Annotated in this window: 24 protein-coding genes; 12 read left to right on the top strand and 12 right to left on the bottom strand. The window is 66.0% G+C overall.

All coding sequences use genetic code 11. The features are described from left to right. Positions 1-19: 19 nt before the first annotated feature. Both ACFVIV_RS16730 and ACFVIV_RS16735 read left to right on the top strand, forming a co-directional pair. Complete coding sequence (locus ACFVIV_RS16730) at positions 20-1,066, top strand: fused (3R)-hydroxyacyl-ACP dehydratase subunits HadA/HadB (RefSeq protein ID WP_379197089.1); 1,047 nt, start codon at positions 20-22, stop codon at positions 1,064-1,066. Positions 1,067-1,150: 84 nt separating this feature from the next. Then, positions 1,151-2,296 (top strand): glycoside hydrolase family 76 protein, encoded by a 1,146-nt coding sequence (locus tag ACFVIV_RS16735; RefSeq protein WP_379197091.1) that lies wholly within the window; start codon positions 1,151-1,153, stop codon positions 2,294-2,296. A 33-nt stretch (positions 2,297-2,329) separates the two neighbouring features. On the opposite strand, the gene ACFVIV_RS16740 is transcribed toward ACFVIV_RS16735, so the two are convergent. Together ACFVIV_RS16740 and ACFVIV_RS16745 are read right to left on the bottom strand one after the other, a co-directional pair. Next, the gene (locus ACFVIV_RS16740) at positions 2,330-3,010 is read right to left on the bottom strand and encodes a DedA family protein (RefSeq protein WP_379197437.1); all 681 of its coding nucleotides are present in this window, start codon (positions 3,008-3,010) and stop codon (positions 2,330-2,332) included. A 31-nt stretch (positions 3,011-3,041) separates the two neighbouring features. Continuing rightward, positions 3,042-3,722, bottom strand: a complete 681-nt coding sequence (locus ACFVIV_RS16745) for a DedA family protein (RefSeq protein WP_379197439.1) — start codon at positions 3,720-3,722, stop codon at positions 3,042-3,044. A gap of 204 nt (positions 3,723-3,926) precedes the next feature. Between ACFVIV_RS16745 and fbaA the strand changes: the two genes are divergently transcribed. From fbaA to ACFVIV_RS16765, 4 genes are all read left to right on the top strand, one after another. Then, positions 3,927-4,964, top strand: a complete 1,038-nt coding sequence (gene fbaA / locus ACFVIV_RS16750) for a class II fructose-bisphosphate aldolase (RefSeq protein ID WP_379197093.1) — start codon at positions 3,927-3,929, stop codon at positions 4,962-4,964. A gap of 114 nt (positions 4,965-5,078) precedes the next feature. After that, entirely contained in the window at positions 5,079-6,197 is a 1,119-nt protein-coding gene (locus ACFVIV_RS16755) for a BTAD domain-containing putative transcriptional regulator (protein ID WP_379197095.1), read from the top strand. A gap of 229 nt (positions 6,198-6,426) precedes the next feature. Further along, positions 6,427-7,893, top strand: coding sequence for a DUF4185 domain-containing protein (locus tag ACFVIV_RS16760; RefSeq protein ID WP_379197097.1), 1,467 nt, complete (start codon positions 6,427-6,429; stop codon positions 7,891-7,893). 686 nt (positions 7,894-8,579) lie between these two features. Continuing rightward, a complete protein-coding gene (locus tag ACFVIV_RS16765) occupies positions 8,580-10,151 on the top strand; it encodes a hypothetical protein (RefSeq protein ID WP_379197099.1) in 1,572 nt (523 codons plus the stop codon). A 940-nt stretch (positions 10,152-11,091) separates the two neighbouring features. On the opposite strand, the gene ACFVIV_RS16770 is transcribed toward ACFVIV_RS16765, so the two are convergent. Together ACFVIV_RS16770 and ACFVIV_RS16775 are read right to left on the bottom strand one after the other, a co-directional pair. Next, a complete protein-coding gene (locus tag ACFVIV_RS16770) occupies positions 11,092-11,406 on the bottom strand; it encodes a hypothetical protein (RefSeq protein WP_379197101.1) in 315 nt (104 codons plus the stop codon). A 155-nt stretch (positions 11,407-11,561) separates the two neighbouring features. Beyond that, complete coding sequence (locus ACFVIV_RS16775) at positions 11,562-12,473, bottom strand: NAD(P)-dependent oxidoreductase (RefSeq protein ID WP_379197103.1); 912 nt, start codon at positions 12,471-12,473, stop codon at positions 11,562-11,564. Here ACFVIV_RS16775 and ACFVIV_RS16780 point away from each other — a divergent pair. Next, the gene (locus tag ACFVIV_RS16780) at positions 12,467-13,096 is read left to right on the top strand and encodes a CGNR zinc finger domain-containing protein (RefSeq protein WP_379197105.1); all 630 of its coding nucleotides are present in this window, start codon (positions 12,467-12,469) and stop codon (positions 13,094-13,096) included. The genes ACFVIV_RS16775 and ACFVIV_RS16780 overlap by 7 nt on opposite strands. A 22-nt stretch (positions 13,097-13,118) precedes the next feature. On the opposite strand, the gene ACFVIV_RS16785 is transcribed toward ACFVIV_RS16780, so the two are convergent. From ACFVIV_RS16785 to ACFVIV_RS16810, 6 genes are all read right to left on the bottom strand, one after another. Beyond that, positions 13,119-14,213, bottom strand: a complete 1,095-nt coding sequence (locus ACFVIV_RS16785) for a phosphotransferase enzyme family protein (RefSeq protein ID WP_379197107.1) — start codon at positions 14,211-14,213, stop codon at positions 13,119-13,121. A 4-nt stretch (positions 14,214-14,217) separates the two neighbouring features. Further along, complete coding sequence (locus ACFVIV_RS16790; RefSeq protein WP_379197109.1) at positions 14,218-15,561, bottom strand: purine-cytosine permease family protein; 1,344 nt, start codon at positions 15,559-15,561, stop codon at positions 14,218-14,220. Between the two features lie 142 nt (positions 15,562-15,703). Then, positions 15,704-16,150, bottom strand: coding sequence for a hypothetical protein (locus ACFVIV_RS16795; RefSeq protein WP_379197111.1), 447 nt, complete (start codon positions 16,148-16,150; stop codon positions 15,704-15,706). A gap of 75 nt (positions 16,151-16,225) precedes the next feature. Then, positions 16,226-16,831: a Uma2 family endonuclease gene (locus tag ACFVIV_RS16800; RefSeq protein ID WP_379197113.1), complete on the bottom strand. Its 606-nt coding sequence runs from the start codon at positions 16,829-16,831 to the stop codon at positions 16,226-16,228. Between the two features lie 40 nt (positions 16,832-16,871). Beyond that, a complete protein-coding gene (locus ACFVIV_RS16805) occupies positions 16,872-17,525 on the bottom strand; it encodes a response regulator (protein WP_379197115.1) in 654 nt (217 codons plus the stop codon). Beyond that, a complete protein-coding gene (locus ACFVIV_RS16810; RefSeq protein ID WP_379197117.1) occupies positions 17,522-18,913 on the bottom strand; it encodes a sensor histidine kinase in 1,392 nt (463 codons plus the stop codon). Before ACFVIV_RS16810 ends, ACFVIV_RS16805 begins: the two co-directional genes overlap by 4 nt. Before the next feature lie 93 nt (positions 18,914-19,006). Here ACFVIV_RS16810 and ACFVIV_RS16815 point away from each other — a divergent pair, with 93 nt between their 5' ends. The 3 genes from ACFVIV_RS16815 to ACFVIV_RS16825 are packed head-to-tail and all read left to right on the top strand — an operon-like array spanning position 19,007 to position 20,416. Next, positions 19,007-19,336, top strand: a complete 330-nt coding sequence (locus ACFVIV_RS16815; protein WP_379197119.1) for a DUF4190 domain-containing protein — start codon at positions 19,007-19,009, stop codon at positions 19,334-19,336. A 50-nt stretch (positions 19,337-19,386) separates the two neighbouring features. Continuing rightward, a complete protein-coding gene (locus ACFVIV_RS16820) occupies positions 19,387-19,710 on the top strand; it encodes a DUF4190 domain-containing protein (RefSeq protein WP_379197121.1) in 324 nt (107 codons plus the stop codon). 22 nt (positions 19,711-19,732) lie between these two features. Further along, positions 19,733-20,416, top strand: a complete 684-nt coding sequence (locus tag ACFVIV_RS16825) for a TrmH family RNA methyltransferase (RefSeq protein ID WP_379197123.1) — start codon at positions 19,733-19,735, stop codon at positions 20,414-20,416. Positions 20,417-20,554: 138 nt separating this feature from the next. Here the strand turns inward: ACFVIV_RS16825 and ACFVIV_RS16830 are convergent, their stop codons facing one another. Beyond that, the gene (locus tag ACFVIV_RS16830; protein ID WP_379197125.1) at positions 20,555-20,746 is read right to left on the bottom strand and encodes a hypothetical protein; all 192 of its coding nucleotides are present in this window, start codon (positions 20,744-20,746) and stop codon (positions 20,555-20,557) included. Further along, the gene (locus tag ACFVIV_RS16835; RefSeq protein ID WP_379197127.1) at positions 20,733-21,062 is read right to left on the bottom strand and encodes a hypothetical protein; all 330 of its coding nucleotides are present in this window, start codon (positions 21,060-21,062) and stop codon (positions 20,733-20,735) included. The genes ACFVIV_RS16830 and ACFVIV_RS16835 overlap by 14 nt, the downstream gene beginning before the upstream one ends. A gap of 198 nt (positions 21,063-21,260) precedes the next feature. Between ACFVIV_RS16835 and ACFVIV_RS16840 the strand changes: the two genes are divergently transcribed. Together ACFVIV_RS16840 and ACFVIV_RS16845 are read left to right on the top strand one after the other, a co-directional pair. Next, positions 21,261-22,160, top strand: a complete 900-nt coding sequence (locus ACFVIV_RS16840) for a helix-turn-helix domain-containing protein (RefSeq protein ID WP_379197129.1) — start codon at positions 21,261-21,263, stop codon at positions 22,158-22,160. Further along, entirely contained in the window at positions 22,150-22,359 is a 210-nt protein-coding gene (locus ACFVIV_RS16845; RefSeq protein WP_379197131.1) for a DUF397 domain-containing protein, read from the top strand. Before ACFVIV_RS16840 ends, ACFVIV_RS16845 begins: the two co-directional genes overlap by 11 nt. The last annotated feature ends 54 nt before the right edge of the window (positions 22,360-22,413 follow it).

Genomic DNA, 22,413 nt, shown 5'->3' on the forward strand with positions numbered 1-22,413 from the left:
ATGCAGGGAGCAGAACACCATGCCGGAGACGGCAGAGGCGGTCGCCGCCACCACCGCCGCCGAACTGGTCGGCCGGCACTTTCGAGTCCGTGATCACTACGACGTGGGCCGCGAGAAGATCCGGGAATTCGCTCGCGCGGTGCGGTGCGATCACCCCGCCCATCATCAGGAGGCAGGCGCCGCCGAGCTCGGGTACGACGCGCTGCTGGCGTCGCCGACCTTCGCGTCCGTCATCGGGGCCGCCACCACGCGCGCGCTGATCGGCACCGTGCTCACCGAGTACGACGTGTCGCAAATCCTGCAGACCGATCAGATCTTCGAGTACTACCGCCCGGTGCTGGCCGGTGACCGCCTGTCGGTGGACGTGGTCGTGGAGAACATCCGCAGCTACGGCGACAACGACTTCATCACCATCAAGGTGACCCTGGCCGATGCCGAGCGCCTGCCGGTGCTGGTCTCGACCACCACCATCGTGGCCCGCAAGGGCGTGGAGATCGATCCGGACACCGTGCAGACGGTGGCGGGCGTGGTCATGCACGGCCACGTCTCCGACGGCCTGTCCGACGCCCCGAGCGATCTCATCCTGCTCGCCCCGGACGAGGTCGCCGACTTCCCGGCCCCCGCCGCGGCGCGCCCGGTGCACACCGTCCCGACCGCCGCCGCCGTCACGGCCGGCACCGAACTGCCCGCCGCCAAGGTGCCCGTCACCCGCGGCGACCTGGTCAACTACGCCGGCGTCTCGGGCGACCCGAACCCGATCCACTTCAGCGACACCGCGGCGAAGCTGGTCGGCCTGCCCACCGTGGTCGCCCACGGCATGCTGACCATGGGCCTCACCGCCGGCTACCTGACCTCCTGGCTGGGCGACCCGTCGGCGCTCACCAAGTTCAGCGTCCGCATGTCCGGCTTCGTCCCGGTCGAGCCCACCAGCCCGACCATTGTCGAATTCACCGGCAAGGTGAAGTCGATCGACGCCGAATCCGGCGCCGCCACCGTCGTTCTCGGCGCCACCTCCGACGGCAAGAAGCTCTTCGGCCGCGCCGTCGCCGAGGTCCGGCTGTCCTAGCCCGGCTGCTCCCGTCACCCGGCCTTCGTGTCGAGGTAACAAATCAGCCACGGAGGGCACTGCCCGACTGGCACCATATGTCCTATGACATCGCGGACCGGGCGCAATACCGAGCCGACCGCCGCGCTCTGGGCGGAGCGTGCCGATCTGGCGGAGTCCGCGATCGTATCCCGGCATCTGAGATCGCTATGGGGCATTCCGGGCACCTCACTCGGGGTGGTGGGATGGCCGCCGACGAAACGGGACCGGACCTTCACCTCCTGGCACTACTGGTGGCAGGCGCATCTCATCGACTGCGCGGTCGACGCCGCCAATCGCCATCCCACGCCCGCGCGGCAGCGCCGCATTCCGGCGGTCGCGAAGGGCGTGCGAATACGCAATATGCGCGGCTGGACCAATAACTACTACGACGATATGGCCTGGCTGGCAATCTCTTTGGAGCGGGCCGAGCGCACGCAGGGCATCGAGGAGGTGCGGCGCGGGCTGGCCATCCTCGACAAAGAGCTCTACGACGGTTTCGACCCCCGGTTCGGCGCGGTGCCGTGGCGCAAGGGATCCGACTTCTTCAATGCCCCCGCCAATGGCCCGGTGGGCATCGCGATGGCGCGGCTCGGCCGCTACGCCCGCGCCCAGGAGATCTCCGACTTCATCGACAACACCTTGCGGGACAAGGAGAGCGGTCTCATCTTCGACGGCATCCACCTGCCCTCGGGCGAACTGGAGACGCCGATCTACAGCTATTGCCAGGGCGTGGTGCTGGGGCTGGAGACCGAATTGGCCGTGCACACCGGCGATACCCGGCATGTCGAGCGCGCGCTGCGACTACTGTCCGCCGTCGAGGAGAGCCTGGTCGCCGGCGGCGTCGTGGCCGGTGGCGGGGGTGGCGACGGTGGCCTGTTCAACGGGATCCTCATCCGCTATCTGGCGCTGACGGCGGTCATGCTGCCCGGTGAGGAGCCCGAGCACGTCAATGCCCGCCGGTCGGCCGCCGCCATTGTCCGCAATTCGGCCAAGGCCGCGTGGGAGAACCGGCTCGATGTGGAGGGCGAACCGCTCTTCGGCCATGACTGGCGGCAACCCGCCCAGCTGCCCGGTATCAAGGGCGCGGGCCACAGTACCCCGGGCGGCTCGGTGAAATCCTCGCGCAGCCCGGAACGCGATCTGTCGGTGCAGCTTTCCGGTTGGAAGCTCATGGAGGCGGCACACACTGTGACCGCCGCCGGGTTGTAGGCGAACGCTCGGGCCGGGTTGTCGGCGGAACGCTCAGGCGTTGTGCCGGTGCACCTTGGGGAGCGGCACCGTCTCGGTGTCCAGGTCGAAATCCTCGGCGGGGCGCGCCATTTCCAGGCGGTACTGCCGAATTCCGACAATGGTGCCCAGAATCAGGCCCACCACGAGCGTGCCGATGACCGCGGGCATGAGCCAGGACATGTCCTGGATGAAACTGCCTGCGTAATAGCCGATGAGCAGCAGCACCGGCGCCCAGATGATGGCCCCGATGGTGGAGGCGATGGTGTACTTGCGGTGCTCCATGCCCGCGGCGCCCGCCACCAGCGGGCACAGCGTGCGCACCCACGGAATCCAGCGCGCCACCAGGACCGCCAGGAACCCGTGCCGGTGTAGCAGTTCGGCCACCCGCGTGAGGTTGCGGGTATTGATGTACTTGCCGTTCTTGCGCGCCACCAAGTGATGCCCGGTGCGCTGGCCGATCACGTAGCCGACCTGATTGCCCGCAATGGCCGCGATCATGGCGCCGACCGACAGCGCCCACACCTGCGCCTCGCCGGTGGCATGCGCGGCCAGCACCACGCCGGCGGTGATGAGCATGGAGTCACCGGGCAGGAACAGCCCGATGATGAGCGCGCACTCCAGGAAGACGAAGGTCAGCACGATCGTCCAGACGAGCGCGGGCCCGGCTGTGTCGAGCGGGTTGAAACCGCCCATCGCGAGGTTCAGCGGGGTGGCGGTCAATTTCTCAGTGGGTGTGTTCGTTGGTGCGTGCGGGTGATTCAGCGGTGTCGGCGGCCGCGGCGGCCGGGCGACGACCCAGCAACGCCCGCGCGACGGAGCCGATCATCGGCAGCACCGACACGAAGACGATGACCAGGAAGATGGCCTCGATGTTGTCGCGGATGACGGCCACATTGCCCAGGAAGTAGCCGAGCACGGTGACGCCGCCGCCCCACAGGATGGCGCCCACGATGTCGAAGGCCACGTACTTGCGGTAGCTCATGGCCGACACACCCGCGAGCACCGGCACGAAGGTGCGGGCGATCGGGACGAATCGGGCCAGGATAATGGCGGCCGGGCCCCACTTCTCGAAGAACTCGTGCGCCTCGGTGATGTACTTCTTCTTCAGGAAACGCCCGTCTTCCCGGTGGTAGAGGGCGGGCCCGAAGCCCTTGCGGCCGATCCAGTACGCGCACTGGTCGCCGAGGAAGGCCGTGAGCGCCACGGCGGGCGCGAGCACCCAGATGGAGACCGGCGGGTTCGGCTGCGCCGCGAGCAGACCGCCGGTGAACAAGAGCGAGTCGCCCGGCAGTAGCGGGAACAACAGCCCCGTCTCGATGAAAACGATCACCAGGATGGCCGGCAAGACCGCGTTCTTCAGCCATGACTCCGTCAGGAGGTACATGGGATCGAGAATCTGGGGCATCGCCAGAGTGGTCGTCACGGTCTCGGAAGCGGCCAGCAAGGTCACGGCCACCACAGTACCGGTGATTCGCACATCACACCGAACCCTGAACCAACCTCACAAACTTGTCGGGTATTCCGAGGCCATTGCCGGTGGAAAACCGGACTGGCCTATGGTGTGGCCTGACAGAATTTGTTGTACGCAGCACACACAACGGAGGTCATTGTGCCCATCGCGACTCCGGAGATCTACGCCGAGATGATTGCTCGGGCCAAGGAGAACTCCTTCGCGTTCCCCGCGATCAACTGCACCTCGTCCGAGACGATCAACGCGGCCATCAAGGGCTTCGCGGATGCGGGCAGCGACGGCATCATCCAGTTCTCCACCGGCGGCGCCGAATTCGGCTCCGGCCTGGGTGTGAAGGACATGGTCACCGGCTCGGTCGCGCTGGCCGAGTTCGCGCATGTCGTCGCCGCCAAGTACGACATCACCATCGCGCTGCACACCGACCACTGCCCCAAGGACAAGCTGGACGGCTTCGTCCGCCCGCTGCTGGCCATCTCGGCCGAGCGCGTGAAGGCCGGGCAGAACCCGCTGTTCCAGTCGCACATGTGGGACGGCTCCGCCATTCCGATCGACGAGAACCTGGAGATCGCCAAGGAACTGCTCAAGCAGTGCCATGCCGCGAACATCATCCTCGAGGTCGAGATCGGCGTCGTCGGCGGTGAAGAGGACGGCGTCGAGAACGCCATCAACGACAAGCTCTACACCTCGCCCGAGGACTTCGAGAAGACCATCGACGCGCTCGGCGCGGGCGAGAACGGCAAGTACCTGCTGGCCGCCACCTTCGGCAATGTGCACGGCGTCTACAAGCCGGGCAATGTGAAGCTCAAGCCCGAGGTGCTCGCCGAGGGCCAGCGCGTGGCCGCCGCCAAGCTGGGCCTGGGCGCCGACGCGCAGCCGTTCGACTTCGTCTTCCACGGCGGTTCCGGCTCGCTGAAGTCGGAGATCGAGGATTCGCTGCGCTACGGCGTGGTGAAGATGAACGTCGACACCGACACCCAGTACGCCTTCACCCGCCCGGTGGCCGCGCACATGTTCTCGAACTACGACGGCGTGCTCAAGGTGGACGGCGAGGTCGGCAACAAGAAGGTCTACGACCCGCGCTCCTACCTGAAGAAGGCGGAGACCAATATGGCCGCCCGCGTCGTCGAAGCTTGCAACGACCTGAAGTCGGCTGGTCGTTCCATCAGCGCCAAGTAAGCTCGTGCAGTCGGGATTTCACCGCCGCGCGCGGTGGAATCCCGCATGCAATGAGAGCGGCGAGTGTCGTGCCCGGAATGTTCGGGGGCGATGCAGGCTTCACCTGAGGTGGCAATGACTGTGGATGTGCGGGTCCTCGGCCCCGTGCAATTGCTGGTCGCCGGACGGCCCGTGGCCGTCGGCGGCCCGAAGCCGCGCGCCCTGCTCGCCGCCCTCACCGTCAACCGGCGGCGAGCGGTGTCCTCGCAGGCGCTCGCGGATATCGTCTGGAACGACGATCCGCCGGACTCGTACCAGGCCAGTTTGCAGGTGTTCGTCTCGAACATTCGCAAGACGCTGCGCACCGCCGGCTTGGACCCGGCGGCGCTGCTGCGCACCGAATCCTCCGGGTACCGGCTGGAAATCGAGGACGACGAATGCGATCTGGGGCGGTTCGAGGCGGTCCGCCGCTCCGGCCGCGAGGCCGCCGGAGCCGGTGACCACGAGGCGGCCGCCCAGTTGTACGGCGCGGCGCTGGCCGAGTGGAGCGGGCGCGCCCTGGACGATCTCTCGGGGCTCTCCTTCGCCGAGAGCTTCTCCACCGCCATGGACGAGGAACGGCTGCTGGTCGCCTCCGCGCGCATCGACTCCGAAATCGCTTGCGGGCGTGCCCAGTCGGTGGTGAGCGAGCTGTTCACCATGACCAATGCGCATCCGCTGCGGGAACCGCTGTGGGCGCAGTTGATCACCGCGCTGTATCTCTCGGGGCGGCAGGCCGACGCGCTGGAGGCGTGCCGGCGGGTGCGTCAGGTGCTCGACGACGAACTCGGCATCGATCCCGGACCGGCGCTCATCGATCTGGAACAGCGGGTGCTGCGGCAGGAATCGCTGCCCACCGCGCAGCTGGCCGAGGTGAACCGGATCGCCAAGGCCATGACCGAGACCGTCACCGAGATGCCGCGGGCGGTGCGGCGGGGACAGCTGCGGCTGCCCGACGGGCGGGTGGTGCCGATCGGCGTGAGCGGGATGAAGATCGGCCGCATGACCGATAACGACCTGGTTCTCGACGACCCCAAGGCCAGCCGCTATCACGCCCAGATCACCCCCAGCAGGGCCGGACTGATCATCAAGGACCTGCATTCGGCCAATGGGGTGTACATCAAGGAAGAGCCCATCGATTCGGCCGCGGTGCTGGCCGATCGGGACGCCATCCGGATCGGCGCGACCGTGCTGATCTTCGAGGCGCTCGACTAGTCCGGGGCGGCGAGTCGCCCGGTCGGCGGGACGGTGACTTCCCTGCGACGGTGTGCACGCTGTATTAGGCTGCTGCCCTGTTGAATTCGGTGCGCAGTGAGCTTGCTGTCGTCTGCTAGGTCTCGATTCGGTTGATCTTGGGCGAGTGCCGGGGGTTCGCCCGCAGCCGAGGGTAGGGTCGTGGGCCGGATGTGTCCGGTTCGACCCGAAATATCGAGAGGTTGAATGCATGGCCAAGCGGCTCGTGGCCGCTGTGGGAGCGGTCGTGTTCGGGGCAGGCATGCTGGTGTCCGCGAACCGTCCGATCGCCACCGCGCTACCGCCGGAATCCGATGCGACAGCAGCGATTCCCGGGGTGGGCCCGTGTAAGTCCGATCCGGCGCCGGTGCACGAGTCGATCGTGCCCAGGACGCTCGAGGTGCCGATCAACTACCCGGTCATCACCGTGGATCCCGGCCCGCCGCCGGAGAACCGGACCCGGGTGAAGATGGAGCTGCCCGCGGACCCCTGCGTCAATCCCTGCCCGGACCTCACCGACGGGCCGGCGCGCCCGCCGAGCGTCTTCGAGCAGCTGGGGATCCCGCAGCTCATCCTGCGGCCGCAGCCCTTCCACTTCGCCTTCCCCAATCCGAACGAGCCGGAGAAGCCGCCCGCCCCGGAACCGGCGGATCCGCCCGTCGAAACCGCCCCGCAGTCACCCGCCCGCGCGCTGCCGCAGGTCTCCCAGGTGCGCGAGGTGGCCAAGCTGACCGGCGCCAACTCCATCAACCGCACCGATAAGCGCTGGCAGGTCATGGGCACCGACCTGGGCATCTTCTGGGAGAGCAAGCCCGGCGAGGTGGCCATCGCCTTCGGCGACACTGTCGGCGCCAACTTCCATCCGCCCGGCGGCTTCGGCGACGACTGGCGCTCCAACCTGCTCGCCTTCAGCACCGACCGCGACCTGACCGACGGCGTCACCTTCGACCGCATGGTCACCGACAGCCGCTGTCACGCCGTGGAACTGCTGAGCAGCAAGAAGCTGGACAATATCGAGATCACCACGATTCCCACCTCGGGCTTCGCCATCGGTGACCGCCAGTACATGAGCTACATGTCCATCCGCACCTGGAACAGCATTCCGGGCACCTGGTTCACCAACTACGGCGGCATCGCCTACTCCGACGACCACGGCGAAACCTGGACCAAGGACCCGCACGCCCAGTGGGACAACATCTTCGGCGTGGCCAACTTCCAGGTCACCTCGATGGTGCCGCAGGGCGACCACGTCTATATGTTCGGCACCGCCAATACCCGCCTGGGCTCGGTCGGCCTGGCGCGCGTGCCGAAGGACCAGGTCCTCAACAAGACCGCCTACCAGTACTGGGTGGACGGCAACTGGACCCCGGTCGGCGGCCAGCACGTGGCCTCCGCCATCGCCGAGGCCCCCGCCGCCGAACTCTCCGTCCGCTACGACGAGACCCGCGACGTATGGCAGATGAGCTATCTCGACACGGCGAAGGCGGGACTCGTTATCCGCGAATCGGATTCACCCCAAGGCATCTGGTCCCCCAGCGCCGTCACGGTGAGCGCCCTGCAATTCCCGGAACTCTACGGCGGTTTCATCCACCCGTGGTCCACCGGCAACGACCTGTACTTCACCATGTCCACCTGGAGCGACTACAACGTCTACCTGATGCACGCCAAGGTGGACTGAGCGCACAACGCCGCGACGAGCGCACCACACAAGCCGGTGCGCTCACCTGTGATTGATCTGAGCGGAATCAGCTGGGCGTTTCTCCTCGTTACTTCCCTGATCATGTCTCGACTCGAACGAGCAGTTTCCTGAGCGCCCTCGGCCTAAGATGCCACCAAGATCACTGTTATTCGATCGTTATAAACCGGTCTGGAAGTACCGATCAACCTGCAGTGAAAGCGCTGAGCACTGGGTTTGGACAGGGTTTGAATGGCCACTTGGAATCCGAAGATCATCGTTGCGTCGAGATTGCCGGGCCGCTGTAACGCTTGGAGACGGTTCCGAGCTATTCACGTTGGCCGTACACGCGCCCGGTGGCGCTCGTCGGTGAGCCGGGTCGCATTTGCGCACCCGGCTGTTTGTGCGCAGTGAGTGCTCGGAAGTGTTCCACAGGCACACGAAGATCGCCCCAAGCTCGACAGCGTTGTCGCCGTAGCCGGTATGAGCTCGCACCGACCCGACATCACCCTGGGAGTGGCTTCGTGTCGTCGAAAGCCGTGGTTTCGACCAACAAGGAGTTCGAAGATGATCAGTTCGGTATCCGGCCTTGCCTCAACCCGCAGAGCGGTCAGAACACAGTCCGTCCGAGTGCGCGCGCGACGACTACCCGCGATTGACATCGCCGATCGCGGCCGTTGCGCACCTTCATGAGTGCCACGGCAGCAGAAGCTGCGCAGATCGCTCGCAAACTCAACCTCGTGCTGGACCTGGACGAGGAGTCCTATCCCGCCGTACGCGCGGAGTTCTTCGATATGACGAGGGCGGCGAAGAAGCGATCCGGACTAACTTTGGACGAGATCGCGGCGCGAGCCAACGGACTGTTCCAGCGGACTACGGCCGCAAACTACGCTGGTGGTTCTGGATATGACTGTTGGCCTTCCACCAATCACCTCGAGGTTTTCCTGCGGATCTGCGGTTTCAGTCCTACGCACGTGCAGGTCGCCGTCAATCGGATGACGGAAATCCAGCGACGCTGGCCGAATGGCCGTGCGATCCTGCGTGAATTGGCACCGGAGTCCTTACGCAGCAGGTTTGCGCTGCACCACGTCGGGATCCACGTCCCATCGCCGGGTGAGAACGCGCTGAAGGTAGCCCTGAAACTAGTCAAGACCAGGGCTGATCCAGACGGAATAAGCGGTCCAGCGTTGGTGTCCATGGCGTTTGCGTTTGAGGACTTTCCCCGCCGAGGGGAATATCTTCCGGCTACCCTGCGGGGGCAGGCTCGTATGGGCGAGGCCGTCAACGGCAAGCTGAGGCGCGGTGACATTGTTGTCCTCAGCAGAAGCCGAAGCTCCGGCTTCTACCTCGGCGCCAGTACGGTTCTCACCGGCAATGCCGACAACCCCGAGGTGAAGTTGGTGCAGAAGGGCACCGCCGAGACGGACGGTACCGACGTACCTGAAGCTGTCCGACGCTTTTGCTGGCCTTCGGCACCTCTACCTGCGCCGCCGGGCATCCAAGCACTGGAAGCGGCCGGCACCATACGATCAACGACACCGTTCGACGGAAGTCAAACCGACTTCGTGCGCGCCCTCTTTGCCAACATCGGAGTCGCCCTACCCTCGAACACCTTCGAGATGCCTGTAGTTTCGTTCCCGGAGAAGCGGTTACGGCCATACCTTGGAGACATCATCTTCACCACAGGCGGGAACGTGGGTGTATACGCTGGCCCCCGCCAGCTGCTGTACCTGGGGCCGGATCGCTGGCCCACCACTCTCGCAATAGGCCCCAAGGAGTACGTGGCCGCGCGACGTGTCCTCTCGCGGCCTGGATCCCAGCCTCCGGTGGCCCTCCTCGATGTTCCGGGGATCAGAGAAGCGCACGAAATTTTCGTCCCTCAACGCATTGTCGAGCTCAGCGAAACCCGAGAATCGCGCCTGCGGGAAGCGGCGGAACTCGCTACGTGGGGCGCCGCGCACCGTGCTGAAGAAGAACTCGCTCGCATCTTCGCTCAAGTCATCTACCGAGTTCAGGAGGCCGAGGCAAGACAGATTCGCCCCGGAACCAGCGCCAAAGAATTCCGTGATGCGGCCAAGCAGCGGGTCGCCCACCGCATCCTCGACATCGCCGAGGCTCGTCAAGCACGGTACCCACTGCTGCACAGCACGAGAGTTCCCAACATCGTGTTCAGCCCAACCGAGCCGCTTCCTGTCGGGGACAGTGTTCCTCTTCGCACCCGCGGTTGGATCGATCACGCCAGAATTCCGCCTCACGCTTAATCGAATATTACCAAGTATCAAATGCTGCGTAGCTGCAGACGAGGGCTGCAGCTACGCGCGCTCCCTTCATCGGGTGCGAAGGTGCGTTGACCGTTTTCGATTCACCGGATCCGATCACTGAGATTCTGCCGCTCGCAGGGCGTATCGAGTTGATTAGAGTGGGCCTCCGCTTGCCGACAGGGCCCACAGATTCCACCATTGCTTCGATCACATCCCCAAATGCGCGTGATGACTCTCCGGAGGAAGCGACGCCGAACGCGGAGGCGTGCAGTCACGATCGGCTTCGGTCAAATCGAATCAGGCTTGAGGATAGGTAGCAACAGGCAAATTTGAAAGAATTAAGGAACCGAAAGGTACGGTGTCGTCCAAAACGTTCAAATATGCAGGTAGAGGCTGATTTTGAGTTCGCTAAAATTTTTGGTTTGGACGAAAAGTTTGCTGCGATATCGGTTGTTTGGACAACATTTGGATAGAGGCGTCCAATGGCTGATGAGCAAGAACTGGACAACCTTGAGCAGGCATTGATCCAGGGCGTCCGATGTGCTGTAGTACTCCCCGAACCTCCACCGTCAGGTGGAGGTTCGGGCGCGACTGAAGATTTGCCGATCGATGGTCACGCTGAAGGTTCACGGTCTCCAAACCCCAAATGCGCAGAAGATTCAGGAATGTTGAAGGGAGCGTAAGTTTGATGAATCTGTCGGCAGGAACTATTGCCTTCATATTCGGCGTGATGGTCCTGATTGGGATTGTCTGTGGTTTTGGCGCATACCTGCTACTTCGAGCACGAAGCCAAAGTATTCCGGCGTCTGTCGCAGTTGCGTTCACTGCAGTCGCTGCAGTTCTGATCATCGGCTGCAGTTTCGTGCAAGCTCTGGCGGCAATGGTCTAAAGACATAGTCGCGAGGGGTAGGCCATCCGACCGTATGGCTTGCCCCTCGCACTACACTTCAGCTGCCCGGTCGGACGCAGCATTCGTCGTACCTGCACCCGCCGTGCCGAGTAGGCGATTGAGCACGGCGGTGACCTCGTCGACGCCGGGTGGGTCAGGAGCGGTCATGCCCATGTCGACCGCGGCGGCGGTGCGGGCAGTCAGCGGATCGGTGCAGCGGGCAATGGCGGACTCGCTGGCTCGGGTCATGCGGCCGGCGATGGGGCGCAGCTCGGGGCGGCGCATGGCGGCGAAAAGGGGATCGCATTCGATGGCCGTGCGATCCCGTCCAGCCGTACATGGTGGGGAAGTGGGAGGTGTTGTCATGTCAGAGGACGCTCGGAACCGCCGCTGTATCCGGCCTGAACGGTCAATACACCCTCGAACTTGGCGGTTTCCCGCCGAATCCGGCGCGTTAGTGTCCGCCCAGGCCGCCGGACCTCAGCGGGAGCGCAGGCAGTGAGTAAGGCGTCGCCGTTCGATCACCGCGGCTGCTGTTCCGCGATGACCGCCCAGTCGTCCGCGCCGTGACCGTTGGCGATGGCCTCATCGAAGACGGCACGCAGTAGTTGACCGATGGGGAGCGGAATGCCTTGGTGGGTCGCTGCGTCGAGTGCGAGGTGGAGGTCCTTGCGGCCCAGGGCTGTGGTGAATCCGGCGGGCTGGTAGCGCCGTTCGGCGATCATCGATCCGTAGCCGGTGTAGACGGGTCCGGGGAAGAGCGTTGAGGTCAGTAGTTCGACCAGCTGCGCGGAGTCGACACCGGCGCCTTCGGCGATGCTGACGGCCTCGCCCAGTGACTGGATCGCGCAGGCGATCAGGTAGTTGCCGAGGATCTTCACGATGTTGGCTTGCTCGGGACGATCGCCTAGTCGCCATGTCCGCGAGCCGATTACGTCGAAGAACGGCTGCACGCGGTCGAGCAGCGCAGGCTCACCGGCCGCGAGGATGTTGAGCGCTCCGGCTTCGGCCACCGGGACACGGCCGAAGACCGGTGCCGCGACATATCCGACACCGTGCTCGGCGTGCGCTATCGCGGCCCGGCGGGCCAGGTCGGTGCTCACCGTGGCGAGGTTGACGTGAACAGTTCCGCCCGGGGTCTGGGCGAGGACGCCGGAGTCGATGAACGTTTCGGCGACGGCCCGGTCGTCGGACAGGACCGAGAAGACCACTGGCGAGCGCATGGCCTCGGGGACCGATGCGGCACGACGGGCACCCAGTGCGACGAGTTCGTTCGCGGGCCCGTCGGAGCGGTTCCACACCAAGACGTCGTGACCGGCCTTCACGAGGTTGCGTGCGATGGGTTTCCCCATGGCTCCCAGACCGATGACCGCAATGCTGCTCACTTCAGCACCCCTTCCCTTGAACCGTCTAAAGAGGTTCAAGCATGCCATGGGGCTACGATCACAAAGAACCGTCTGAAGCGGTTCGTCGCGTGTTGTCGCTCACTGCGGAGGATGGAATGACCGGGGATGTACGTCGTGTGTTCCGGATGGACAACGAAGTCCTGGCGTTCCGGTTCACCGCCACCGTCAGCGATCGCGGCGGCCTGACGCCGCGAGAACGCCTGGCCGACCCCGCACGACTGAAGGTGTGGCTAGGGGCTACCGGGCTCGATGTCGCCGACGTGTCGCCGGGCGATCTGGCGGATGCCATCGAACTACGCGAGGCGATCTACCACATCGGTTCGGCGATCGCCGCAGGCGGACAACCAGATTCCAAGGATGTCCGCACACTCAACATGATGGCTGCCGCCGGTCACGCGAAGGCCGTGCTGGAACACGAACACGCAGGGTGGCACCTGACGAAGACGACCCCGGTCCGTGACGCCCTCGGGGTCCTCGCCACGGATGCCATCCACATCCTCGGCGGCCCCGACCGCGCCCGCATCAAGAACTGCGAAGGCCCCGGATGCGCGGGACTGTTCCTCGACACCAGCCGGGCGGCCAACCGCCGTTGGTGCTCGATGAACACCTGCGGCAACAAGGTCAAGAAGTCACGAATCGCCGCGGGCTGACCCAATCGACGCCTGGCGGGGCTCAGCGCGCGCGGAGGGCGGACAGCAGGGCGTCGCCGTCGGCTCCGGCCCACCAGGCGGTGTGGCCGAGAAAGTAGTCCCGGTAGGCGATTTCGGCATTGTCGGGGTTGCCGCCGGGGACCACGCTGAGGAAGTAGTCGATCTCCGACAGCTCGTATTCGGCGTGCACCAGGGGGACGAGTTCGGGCAGGGCCAGGGATTCGATGACGCTGAGTGGGCGGAGGGATTCGTAGCCGGTCAGGAAGGCTTCCACCTGTTCGAATTGCACGTGCGCCGGGCCGCCGTCGCGCAGGGAGATCCAGTCGACGGCGCTGCGTTCGAGGGCGATGGCGATGTCGTGGACGGCGGTGGTGCGGTCGCAGAGGCCGAAATCGATGACCGTCGACGGGGTTTCGCCGGTCCACAGCAGGTTGGTGCCGTGCCAGTCGTTGTGCGTCCACAGTGGTTCGAGTTCGTCGAGCCAGGGGTAGAGGCGGGCGTGGAAGGGCAGTTGCAGGCGCTCGACATCGGCGCGCCAGCGTTGTGAGGTGAGGAAGATGCCGAGGTCGGGGCGGGTCGCGGCGAGCCGTTCGATGGCGCCGATAGGATCCAGGGAGGCGAAGACGGTGAAGCTGGCCAGAAGCGGGCGGGGCGGGCGCGGGGGAGCGTCGTAACCGGTTGCGGCCAGGTGTGATTGGGCGAGCATGCGGCCGGCTGCCTCGGCCTGGGCGCGGGAGAGGTACGGCGACCAGGAGAAGGCGCCGCGATAGAGATCCTCGCCGCTGCCGAGTTCCTGTACCTCGTAGACGAATTCGCCGGTTTCCCGGGTGCGCAGCACCTCCGGAACCGGAATCCCGCGCTCGCGCAGGTGATTCATGAAACCGTGTTCCTCGCCCAGCGCCGCCGCGTCCCGCAGCGTGCACGGCAGGCGTTTGACGATCACGGGTTCGCCGTCGCCCGTCCGCACCCGCGCGGTGGCGGAAAGCGGCCGGGGACTGCGCCATTCGATGACGGCGTCCCCGCCGAGCAGCGCCCCGACCTCGGCCGCGGACAGCGGCGGCCAGTCGGGGTCGACCAGCGGATCCGAGCCCATCCCGAAAACCCGGTCCCCCGTCATTCGCTCAGCCCCTCCGGCGCTCGACGAACACGATGATCCCGGTGACGGCCGCGGCCACCAGGAACGAGAACAGTGAAGCCGACGTCCACCACTGCGCGTGAATCCCGGTGGCGTCCTGCACCTTGGTCCAGAAGTCCGCCCACCAGCTGATGGATCCCGGATTGAGCAGCTGATACGTCACGAATCCGCAGGCCCACGGCAGCAGCATGAGCGGCCGCGCGGGCGCGTCCTGGGTGAGGTTCCAGCCGTGCCGGCCGCTGCCGAAGAAGTAGTCCACGATGAGCACGGCGCACAGCGGCACGAACACCGAGCCGATCAGGTACAGGAAGTTGGCGTATCCGCTGAAGTCGCGCACCGGCAGCGCCAGCAGGGTGACGATCGTGCCCACGCCCAAGGCCAGGACGCGGCGGTCGATGCGCGGCAGCAGGTTCTGAATGGACATCACCGTCGAATACACATTGGCGAAGGACTGATCCGCCTCGCGCAGCACCAGCACCGCGAAGAAGGCCCAGCCGGCGGTGACGCCGAGGAAGGTGTCGAAGATCTTGGTGGCGTCCCCGCCCGCCTGCAGGATGGCGAGAATGCCCAGGAAATAGCACCAGATCTGAGCCGTCGAGTAGCCGATGATGGTGGCTCCGGCGGCGGTGCGCGCCCGCAGCGAGTGCCGGGTGTAGTCGGCGGCCAGCGGCACGAACGACACCGCGACGGCGAGGGTGGTGTCCACGGCGGGGAAGAATCCGCTCCAGTCGGTATCTTCCGGCGCCGGAATCGGTTGCCGCAGTAGCTGAACCGAGAAGTAGACCAGCGCGATGCCGACGGCGATCGTGATGTACTTGCGCAGGATGTGCAGCACCCGCAGCGGCCAGATGGCCATGACGGTCGACAGCACCCCCGCGGCCACGATCACCAGCCCGTGCGGCACCCGGTCGTCGGCCAGCGCGGAGACGCCCAGTGCGATGACGGTCAGCTCGTACACGCCCCACCCGATGCACTGCACGATATTGGCGATCGTCGGCAGATACGAGAGCTTGGTGCCGAACAGCCCGCGCAGCACCGCCATGGCCGGGGCTCCGGTGCGCGTCCCCACCATGCCGGCGCCGGCGACCATGGCCGTGCCGACCAGGGTGCCCAGCAGGGTGGCCAGCAATGCCCCGGCGATCGGCAGCGGCGGATGGCCGGTTGGAAACAGGACATACGCCGCGCCGCTGAAGCCGATGAGGCTGACGCCGAGGTTGAACCAGAACGCCCCCTGATCGGCGAAGCTGAGCGTGCGCGGCGGCTCGGTGTCGAGCAGCAGCGGCGCTTCCTGGTCCGCGTCCTTACGACTCTCGGGCATAGCGGTGGTCATGGGCTGTGATGCTACGGCTCTTGACGGGCAAAACGGGCAGGCTGCCCTGGTCATCCCGGCGTGCTTGTGGCCGGGATCCACACCTGCGGCCTGCAGATTCCGGCCAAGAGCACGCCGGAATGACGGGGCGGGTGCTCCGATCTCAGAGGCAGATCATGATCCGATCGCGGTTGCGCGGATCCACGCGGATCGAGATCGTCCCGCCCACAGTGATTTTCGGCCGCACCACCGGTTCCACATCGAAGACGACCGTGCCGTGATAGGTCTCCGAGCCCGGCACGACCAGTTCCAGATCGAGTTCGGTGAGCTCGGTGCAGTGGTCGGTCGGCAGCAGCGGATGCACGCCCTCGATGGTCGCCCAGCCCTCCAGCCCGTGCCGCAGCAGTCGGCGGTCCGCCCGAGTGGGGCGCTGAGCCAGGAGCATTCCGATGCCGAGGAAGGATCCGAACAAGCCGACCAGTGTGATCACCTGGACGGGCAGCGTGCCGGGCGGTGTCAGCGGCATCAGCCAGCCGAGCCAGACCGCGAGGGCGATGACGTAGGCGACGGTCACGCCGAGCACTGTGCGGAGCATGCGCGCGTGGTCCATGACGACCTCCAAACCACGGCTTCCGGAATTCCAGGATAGTCCGGTATACCCCGCCCGGTGGCGGATCACACGAGGTCAGGCGGGCGAACGGAGGGCGATCAGCGCATCCAGATCGAGCGGCAGGGCGATGCCGTCGAGATCGAGGGTCACCTGCCCGGAGTATTGCCCGGTCATTTCGTATCGGGTGCCCTGCAGCTTGTGCGCGGTCAGCCGCACCGACCCCTGGATGTCCAGCAGCCAGTAGTGCGCGATGCCGCATTCGGCGTACTCGGCGAACTTCATGATCCGGTCCACCCGCCGCGATCCGGGCGAAAGGATCTCGATGGCGGCCAGCACATCCGCGGGCCGCACCCGGGTGGCGTGCGCCGCCCCGGCCGCACCGCCCACCACCAGCACGTCCGGCACCCGCACCGTCGGCGGCGTCCCCTCGTCCACCACCAGTTCGATGCGCGCCAGGGCCGCGACGCGCCGCGGCAGCGCCCGCTCCAGCTGGGCGGCCAGCCGCCACACTGCCAACTGATGCCGCGGCGGCTGCGGGGCCAGGACCAGCACTCCGTCCACCAATTCGCGGGCCTGCCCGCGCTGCAGCTCCGGTAGCGCCGACCATTCCGCGAGGGTCAATAGGTGATCAGGCCAGTACGCAACAGCTTTCAGCAATTCCGCGGAACTCGACCGGGTCATGCAGCCAGTCTTCCACGCTCCGCAACCGCGCAGCGACGTTTCACCCCTTCAACCGCAGAACCGCCAGCACGCGCCGGTGATGCATATCCGAGGGCGGCAGTTCCAGTTTGGTGAAGATGTTGCCGATGTGTTTTTCGACCGCGCGCTCGGTCACCGTGAGCGCCTCCGCGATGGCGGCATTGGACAGCCCCTGCGCCATGCGCTCGAGCACCTCGCGCTCGCGCGGGGTGAGCCGGGCGAGCGAATCCTGTTGCCGGGCAGCGCCCATGAGCTGGCTCACCACTTCCGGATCGAGGGCGGTGCCGCCGGTGGCGACGCGGCGCAGGGCATCGGTGAAATCGCCGATATCGGCGACCCGGTCCTTGAGCAGGTAGCCGACGCCGCCGGCGCCGGCGGCGAGAAGTTCGGTGGCGTAGCGGGTTTCGATCCATTGCGAAAAGACCAGTACGCCTGTTTCGGGATGGCTGCGCCGCAGTTCCAGGGCCGCCAGCAGGCCCTCATCGGTGAAACTGGGCGGCATGCGTACATCCACCACCGCCACATCGGGCCGATGCTCGGCCACCGCCGCGCGCAGCGCCGCGGCATCGCCCACCGCGGCCTGCACCTGGTAGCCGCGCTCGGCCAGCAATGCGGTCAGGCCGTCGCGGAGGATGGCATTGTCCTCCGCGACGATCACCCGGAGCGGGGCGTTCATTGCGGTCCCGCCAGCGGGAGGGTCATGGTGACCACGGTAGGCCCGCCGATCGGACTGTCGACCAGCAGATAGCCGTCCACCGCGCGCGCCCGCGCCGCCAGCCCCGAAAGCCCGCCGCCGACAGCGCGTTCCACGGTGCTGTCCAGGGGTTGCAGCGCCCCGCCGGTGCCGTTGTCGCGCACGCTCACCGCGATCATGTCCGTCCCGGTGGGCAGCACCGACACCCAGATGCGGGTGGCGCCCGCGTGTTTCACCACATTGGTGAGCAGCTCCGCGACCGAGAAGTAGGCGATGGCCTCGATGGCCGGGCTGGGCCGCTGCGGCAGCATGACGCCCAGCTCCACCGGGATGGCGCAGCGCGCGGCCAGGGTCTGCAGGGCGGGCTCGAGCCCGAGGTCCAGGGCGGGCGGATGGATACCGCGCACCAGCTCGCGCAATTCGGTCAGCGCCTCCTTGGAACCGGCGCAGGCATCGGCGATGAGGGTGCCGGCGTCCCCGCCGGCGGCCAGGCGCTCCTCGGCGCGGGCCAGCGTCATGGCAATGGTGACCAGGCGCGCCTGCGTGCCGTCGTGCAGATCGCGTTCCAATTGCCGCAGCGTGGCGGCGGCGTCGTCGACGGCGGCGCGACGACTCTCCTGCAGTTCCGTGATCCGCCGATCACGCGCGGTAGGGCCCAGCAGCAGCACCGTCAGCCACCGCTGCACCCAGCAGACGCCGCGAACCAGCCACGGCAGGAACAGGCAGAGCACCACGCCGATCGCGGCGACGCCGAGGACCTGCGGCCAGGTTTCGATATAGGTGTCGTTGAACTGGAACAGCGAGTGGTGCTCGACGCCGTTCTCGTCGACATTGATCGGATGCACGAGCACCCAGGGAATAGGGGAGATGGCGGTGAACACGGCCATCGCAATGGCGACCAGCACGAAGTAGCCGAGCAGCACGCCCATGAACGCCTGGGTGAGCAGGAACAGCAGCGCCCGCCAGCTGGTGCGATCGGTGAACACGCTCTTGAACCAGCCGAGGAAGCCCGGGTCCGGACGGAAGTCCGCCGGCGCCGCCACGTCGATGTCCAGTAAGCCGCGGGCAATCGCGCGGTAGACCGCGCCCCAGATCCGCCCGCCCAGGATGATCACCGCCAGAATCGGCAGGCCGACCACGAAGATCGAGAGGTACACGCCGCCGCCGATACCGAGGAACAGGTAGCAGACCGCCAGGCAGCCGAGCACGAAAGCGACCACCAGATAGGCGAATTCCTTCCAGGTGCGCGCCTGGAAGGGGGCCGTGAGGATTGCGCGCAGCACGGCGGCCGGGCCCGTGCGCACGGTGGATTCGGGTACCGGTTCGGTCATCTCGAGCACGACTGTGGGTTGGTCGGCGGTTTCGCTCATGGTCTCCATCGTTGTTTGCCAGGGGTTGCGAGCGCGAGGGAGCAGGCTCGGAAATCCCCGGTGGTGCTGGCACCACCACCTAGCATCATGCCTATGACGTATGACTCGCCGCCGCCGGGCTACAACGCGCCGCCACCCGGCTACTACGGTATGCCGCCGCAGGATCATCCACAGGCCACCATCATTCTCATCCTCGGCATCCTGAGTCTGGTGCTGTGCCAGTTCCTGGGCCCGGTGGCCTGGGTGATGGGCCGCCGGGCGCTCACCGAGATCGATACCGCGCAGGGCGGGCTCGGCGGACGCGGCATGGTGCAGGCCGGATACATCTGCGGGATCGTGGCGACCGCGCTGCTCGCACTGGGCCTGCTGGTCGTGCTCGCCGCCCTCGTCCTGGGCGCTTTCGCGAGTACCACCTCGGCCTGACCCGGTCGTCCGGCTCGCCCCGCGCACCCGCATCGAAATACGATGCGGCCGTGAGTTATCCCGAATACCAGTACAACCCGTACCCGGAGCAGCCGTTTCCGGGTTACCGGCCGCCGGCGGACCATCCACAGGCCGTCACCATTCTGGTGCTGGGCATCCTGAGCCTGACCTGCTGCCAGCTGCTGGGCCCGGTGGCCTGGATCATGGGCCACAAGGCGCGCCGGGAGATCGATCAGTCCGGCGGCATGCTGGGCGGGCGCGGGAATGTGACGGCGGGGTACGTCTGCGGGATCGTCGGCACCTGCCTGATGATTCTCTACGGCGTGGCCATCCTGATCTCCATCCTGTTGGACAGCGGCTCGAGCAGCTACTGACCAGCCCATTAGGCTGGTCCGGGTGAGTCCCATCCCGACCTCCGACGAATCGCTCGCTCCCGGTCCCACCGAGTGGGGTGAGCATCCGCACGGTGTCGGGCCGTGGCGCGACGAGTTCGGCACGGAGCCGCCGGCGGATCCGCGTCTGGATCCGGAACTGCTCGCGCACGGGGACCGCCGCAATGTGGTGGACGCCTACCGCTACTGGACCCGCGAGGCGATCGTCGCCGATATCGATCGCCGCCGACATCCCTTCCACGTGGCCATCGAGAACTTCGGCCACGACGCCAATATCGGCACCGTGGTCCGCACCGCGAATGCCTTCGCCGCGGCGGCCGTCCACATTGTGGGACGCAAGCGCTGGAATCGGCGGGGCGCCATGGTGACCGACCGCTATCAGCACATTCGGCACCACACCGATATCGACGAGTTGCTGGAGTATGCGGCGGCCGAGGATCTCACCGTAGTGGCGGTGGACAATGTCCCGGGCTCCGTGCCGCTGGAAACCGCCCAGCTGCCTCGCAATTGCCTGCTGCTCTTCGGCCAGGAGGGCCCGGGAGTCACCGACGCGGCCAAGAAAGCCGCCACCCTGACCGTCTCCATCGCCCAATTCGGCTCCACCCGCAGCATCAATGCGGGTGTCGCCGCCGGTATTGCCATGCACGCCTGGATTCGCCAGCACGCCGACTTGACTACTGCCTGGTGATCCAGCAGGGCGGCACCCTCGCTAGGCCAGGTGCCGCTCACGCACCCGATGCAGATTGTGGAGGGGCACCCGCCGGAACGGGTAACCGTCGGCAAGGCGGAGCTCGGCAACCCCCAGAAGTGCAGTGTGACAGCAGATTCAGGACTGATCGACCGGTCCGGACTCGAACGCCGCGACATCGTCGACGGCCAGCTCGATCAACTCGGCGAAGGTGAACGGCGAGCCGATGCGCCCGTCCCGCCAGACGGGCGCCCATGACCCGTCGTGGTACTGAAGCCAACCGGCGGCTCGCTCCCCGCCGATCAGCGCGAGCGCGTCATCGGCTTCCATCGGGACCGGTCCGGGTGTAGGTGTTCTCGGGACTCACGGTGAACACGTCCACCAGCCGCCGCAGCTCGCGAGGAATGGTCGCAGACTCGAAATGCATTGTGCTCGGCACGAATACGGCTTCCACCGGGATGCGAGCAATGGTGGCCTTCAGCCCCGCGAGCAAAGGCTTTCCGGTCCGCCCGTCGATGACGATCATCTTCGCGAAGTCGAATCCGCGCAGCGCCGCCGTGCTGCGAACCTCCGTCTCGTCCCACGCCTGCCTGATGCCGCTGATGTCGGATCGGATGTAGCCGATCGCGGTTGGCCGGAATTTCATGATGTGTCCGTTCTGTCTGGTGATGGTTGCGGATGAACAGCACCGGGCGCACCTCAATGGCACACCCCGCAGAAACGACACGCCCACCGAATCGGAGGCTCCGGGGAAACTGCCGCGAAACCCCTGCATGACCTCCGCGCCAGGTGAGACGATTTCACCGCAATGGTGAATCCGACCTCCCCGCAACGGAGGATTGCAATGACACAGCCAATCGCTGAGGCTGGATCGACACTGCCGCGCCGTCAGCTCGGTCGCTATCTGCTGGAGTGGCGCAATCGCGCCGGATACACGCAAACCAAGGCCGCCCAGCTATTGGAAATGGGGGCAACCAGTCTCGGGCGATTGGAGAAGGGCGAGAACTCTCGGATCAAGTCTCGGGACATTCAGGCCGCGTGCGACTTGTACGGCGTGCCAGAGGATCTCACCGCCGGCCTGGTCGGGTTGGCGAAGCAGGCCAATGTGAAGAACTGGTGGCATCAGTACGGCGACCTCATCCCCAAGGACTTCGATGTCTACGTGGGTCTCGAGGCCGCTGCATCCAAAGTCGTTACCTATCAGCCTGATCTGGTACCTGGCCTGCTTCAGATCGCGGACTACGATCGATCACTCGTCAGTCATATCTGGCCAGACGATTCCCCCGAAGAATGGGAACGGCGAGTGCAGTTGAAGATGCAGCGCCAGCGGATCATCACTCGACGAACCCAACCGGTTTCGCTGGACGCCGTTGTCGGCGAAGCCGCATTGCGCCGGGTCACAGGCAGTCGGAACATCATGGCCGCTCAGCTCCGGCATCTGGCGGATCGATCGACCGAGGACAATGTTGAACTGCGAATACTCCCCTTCGAGGCCGGGTTTCCGGGTGGCACGTCGATGCCCCCATTCGTTCTGCTCCAATACGGAGACTCGGCACCCGGAGAGCCGGTAGAGCCCCCTGTTGTGTTCCTGGAGGGCATCGTGGGCAACATGTACATTGAGGACGCGGACGACGTGGCCAACTTCTCGCGGTCGTTCGATCGTCTGAAGAACGGGGCACTCGACGGCAACGACAGCCGACAGATGCTCAGGCAGATAGCAAGGGAGCACGAGAGTGGACGTTGACCTGTCCGGTGCGCACTGGTTCAAGAGCAGCTACAGCCAGGGCGGCGGCGAATGCGTCGAGGTCGCATTCCTCGATGGTGGCACCGTCGGCGTCCGCGACTCCAAGAACCCGACCGGCCCGGCGCTAATTTTCACGCCCGGCGAGTGGAGCGCCTTCACAGCGGGTGTCACTGACGGGGAATTCAACCACCCCAACTGATTCCGCAGCCTATCCCGCGAGCCGAGCGACTATCGGTCGGCTATTGTGCTCACC

The sequence above is a fragment of the Nocardia sp. NPDC127526 genome (assembly GCF_042672265.1).
Classification (GTDB): domain Bacteria; phylum Actinomycetota; class Actinomycetes; order Mycobacteriales; family Mycobacteriaceae; genus Nocardia.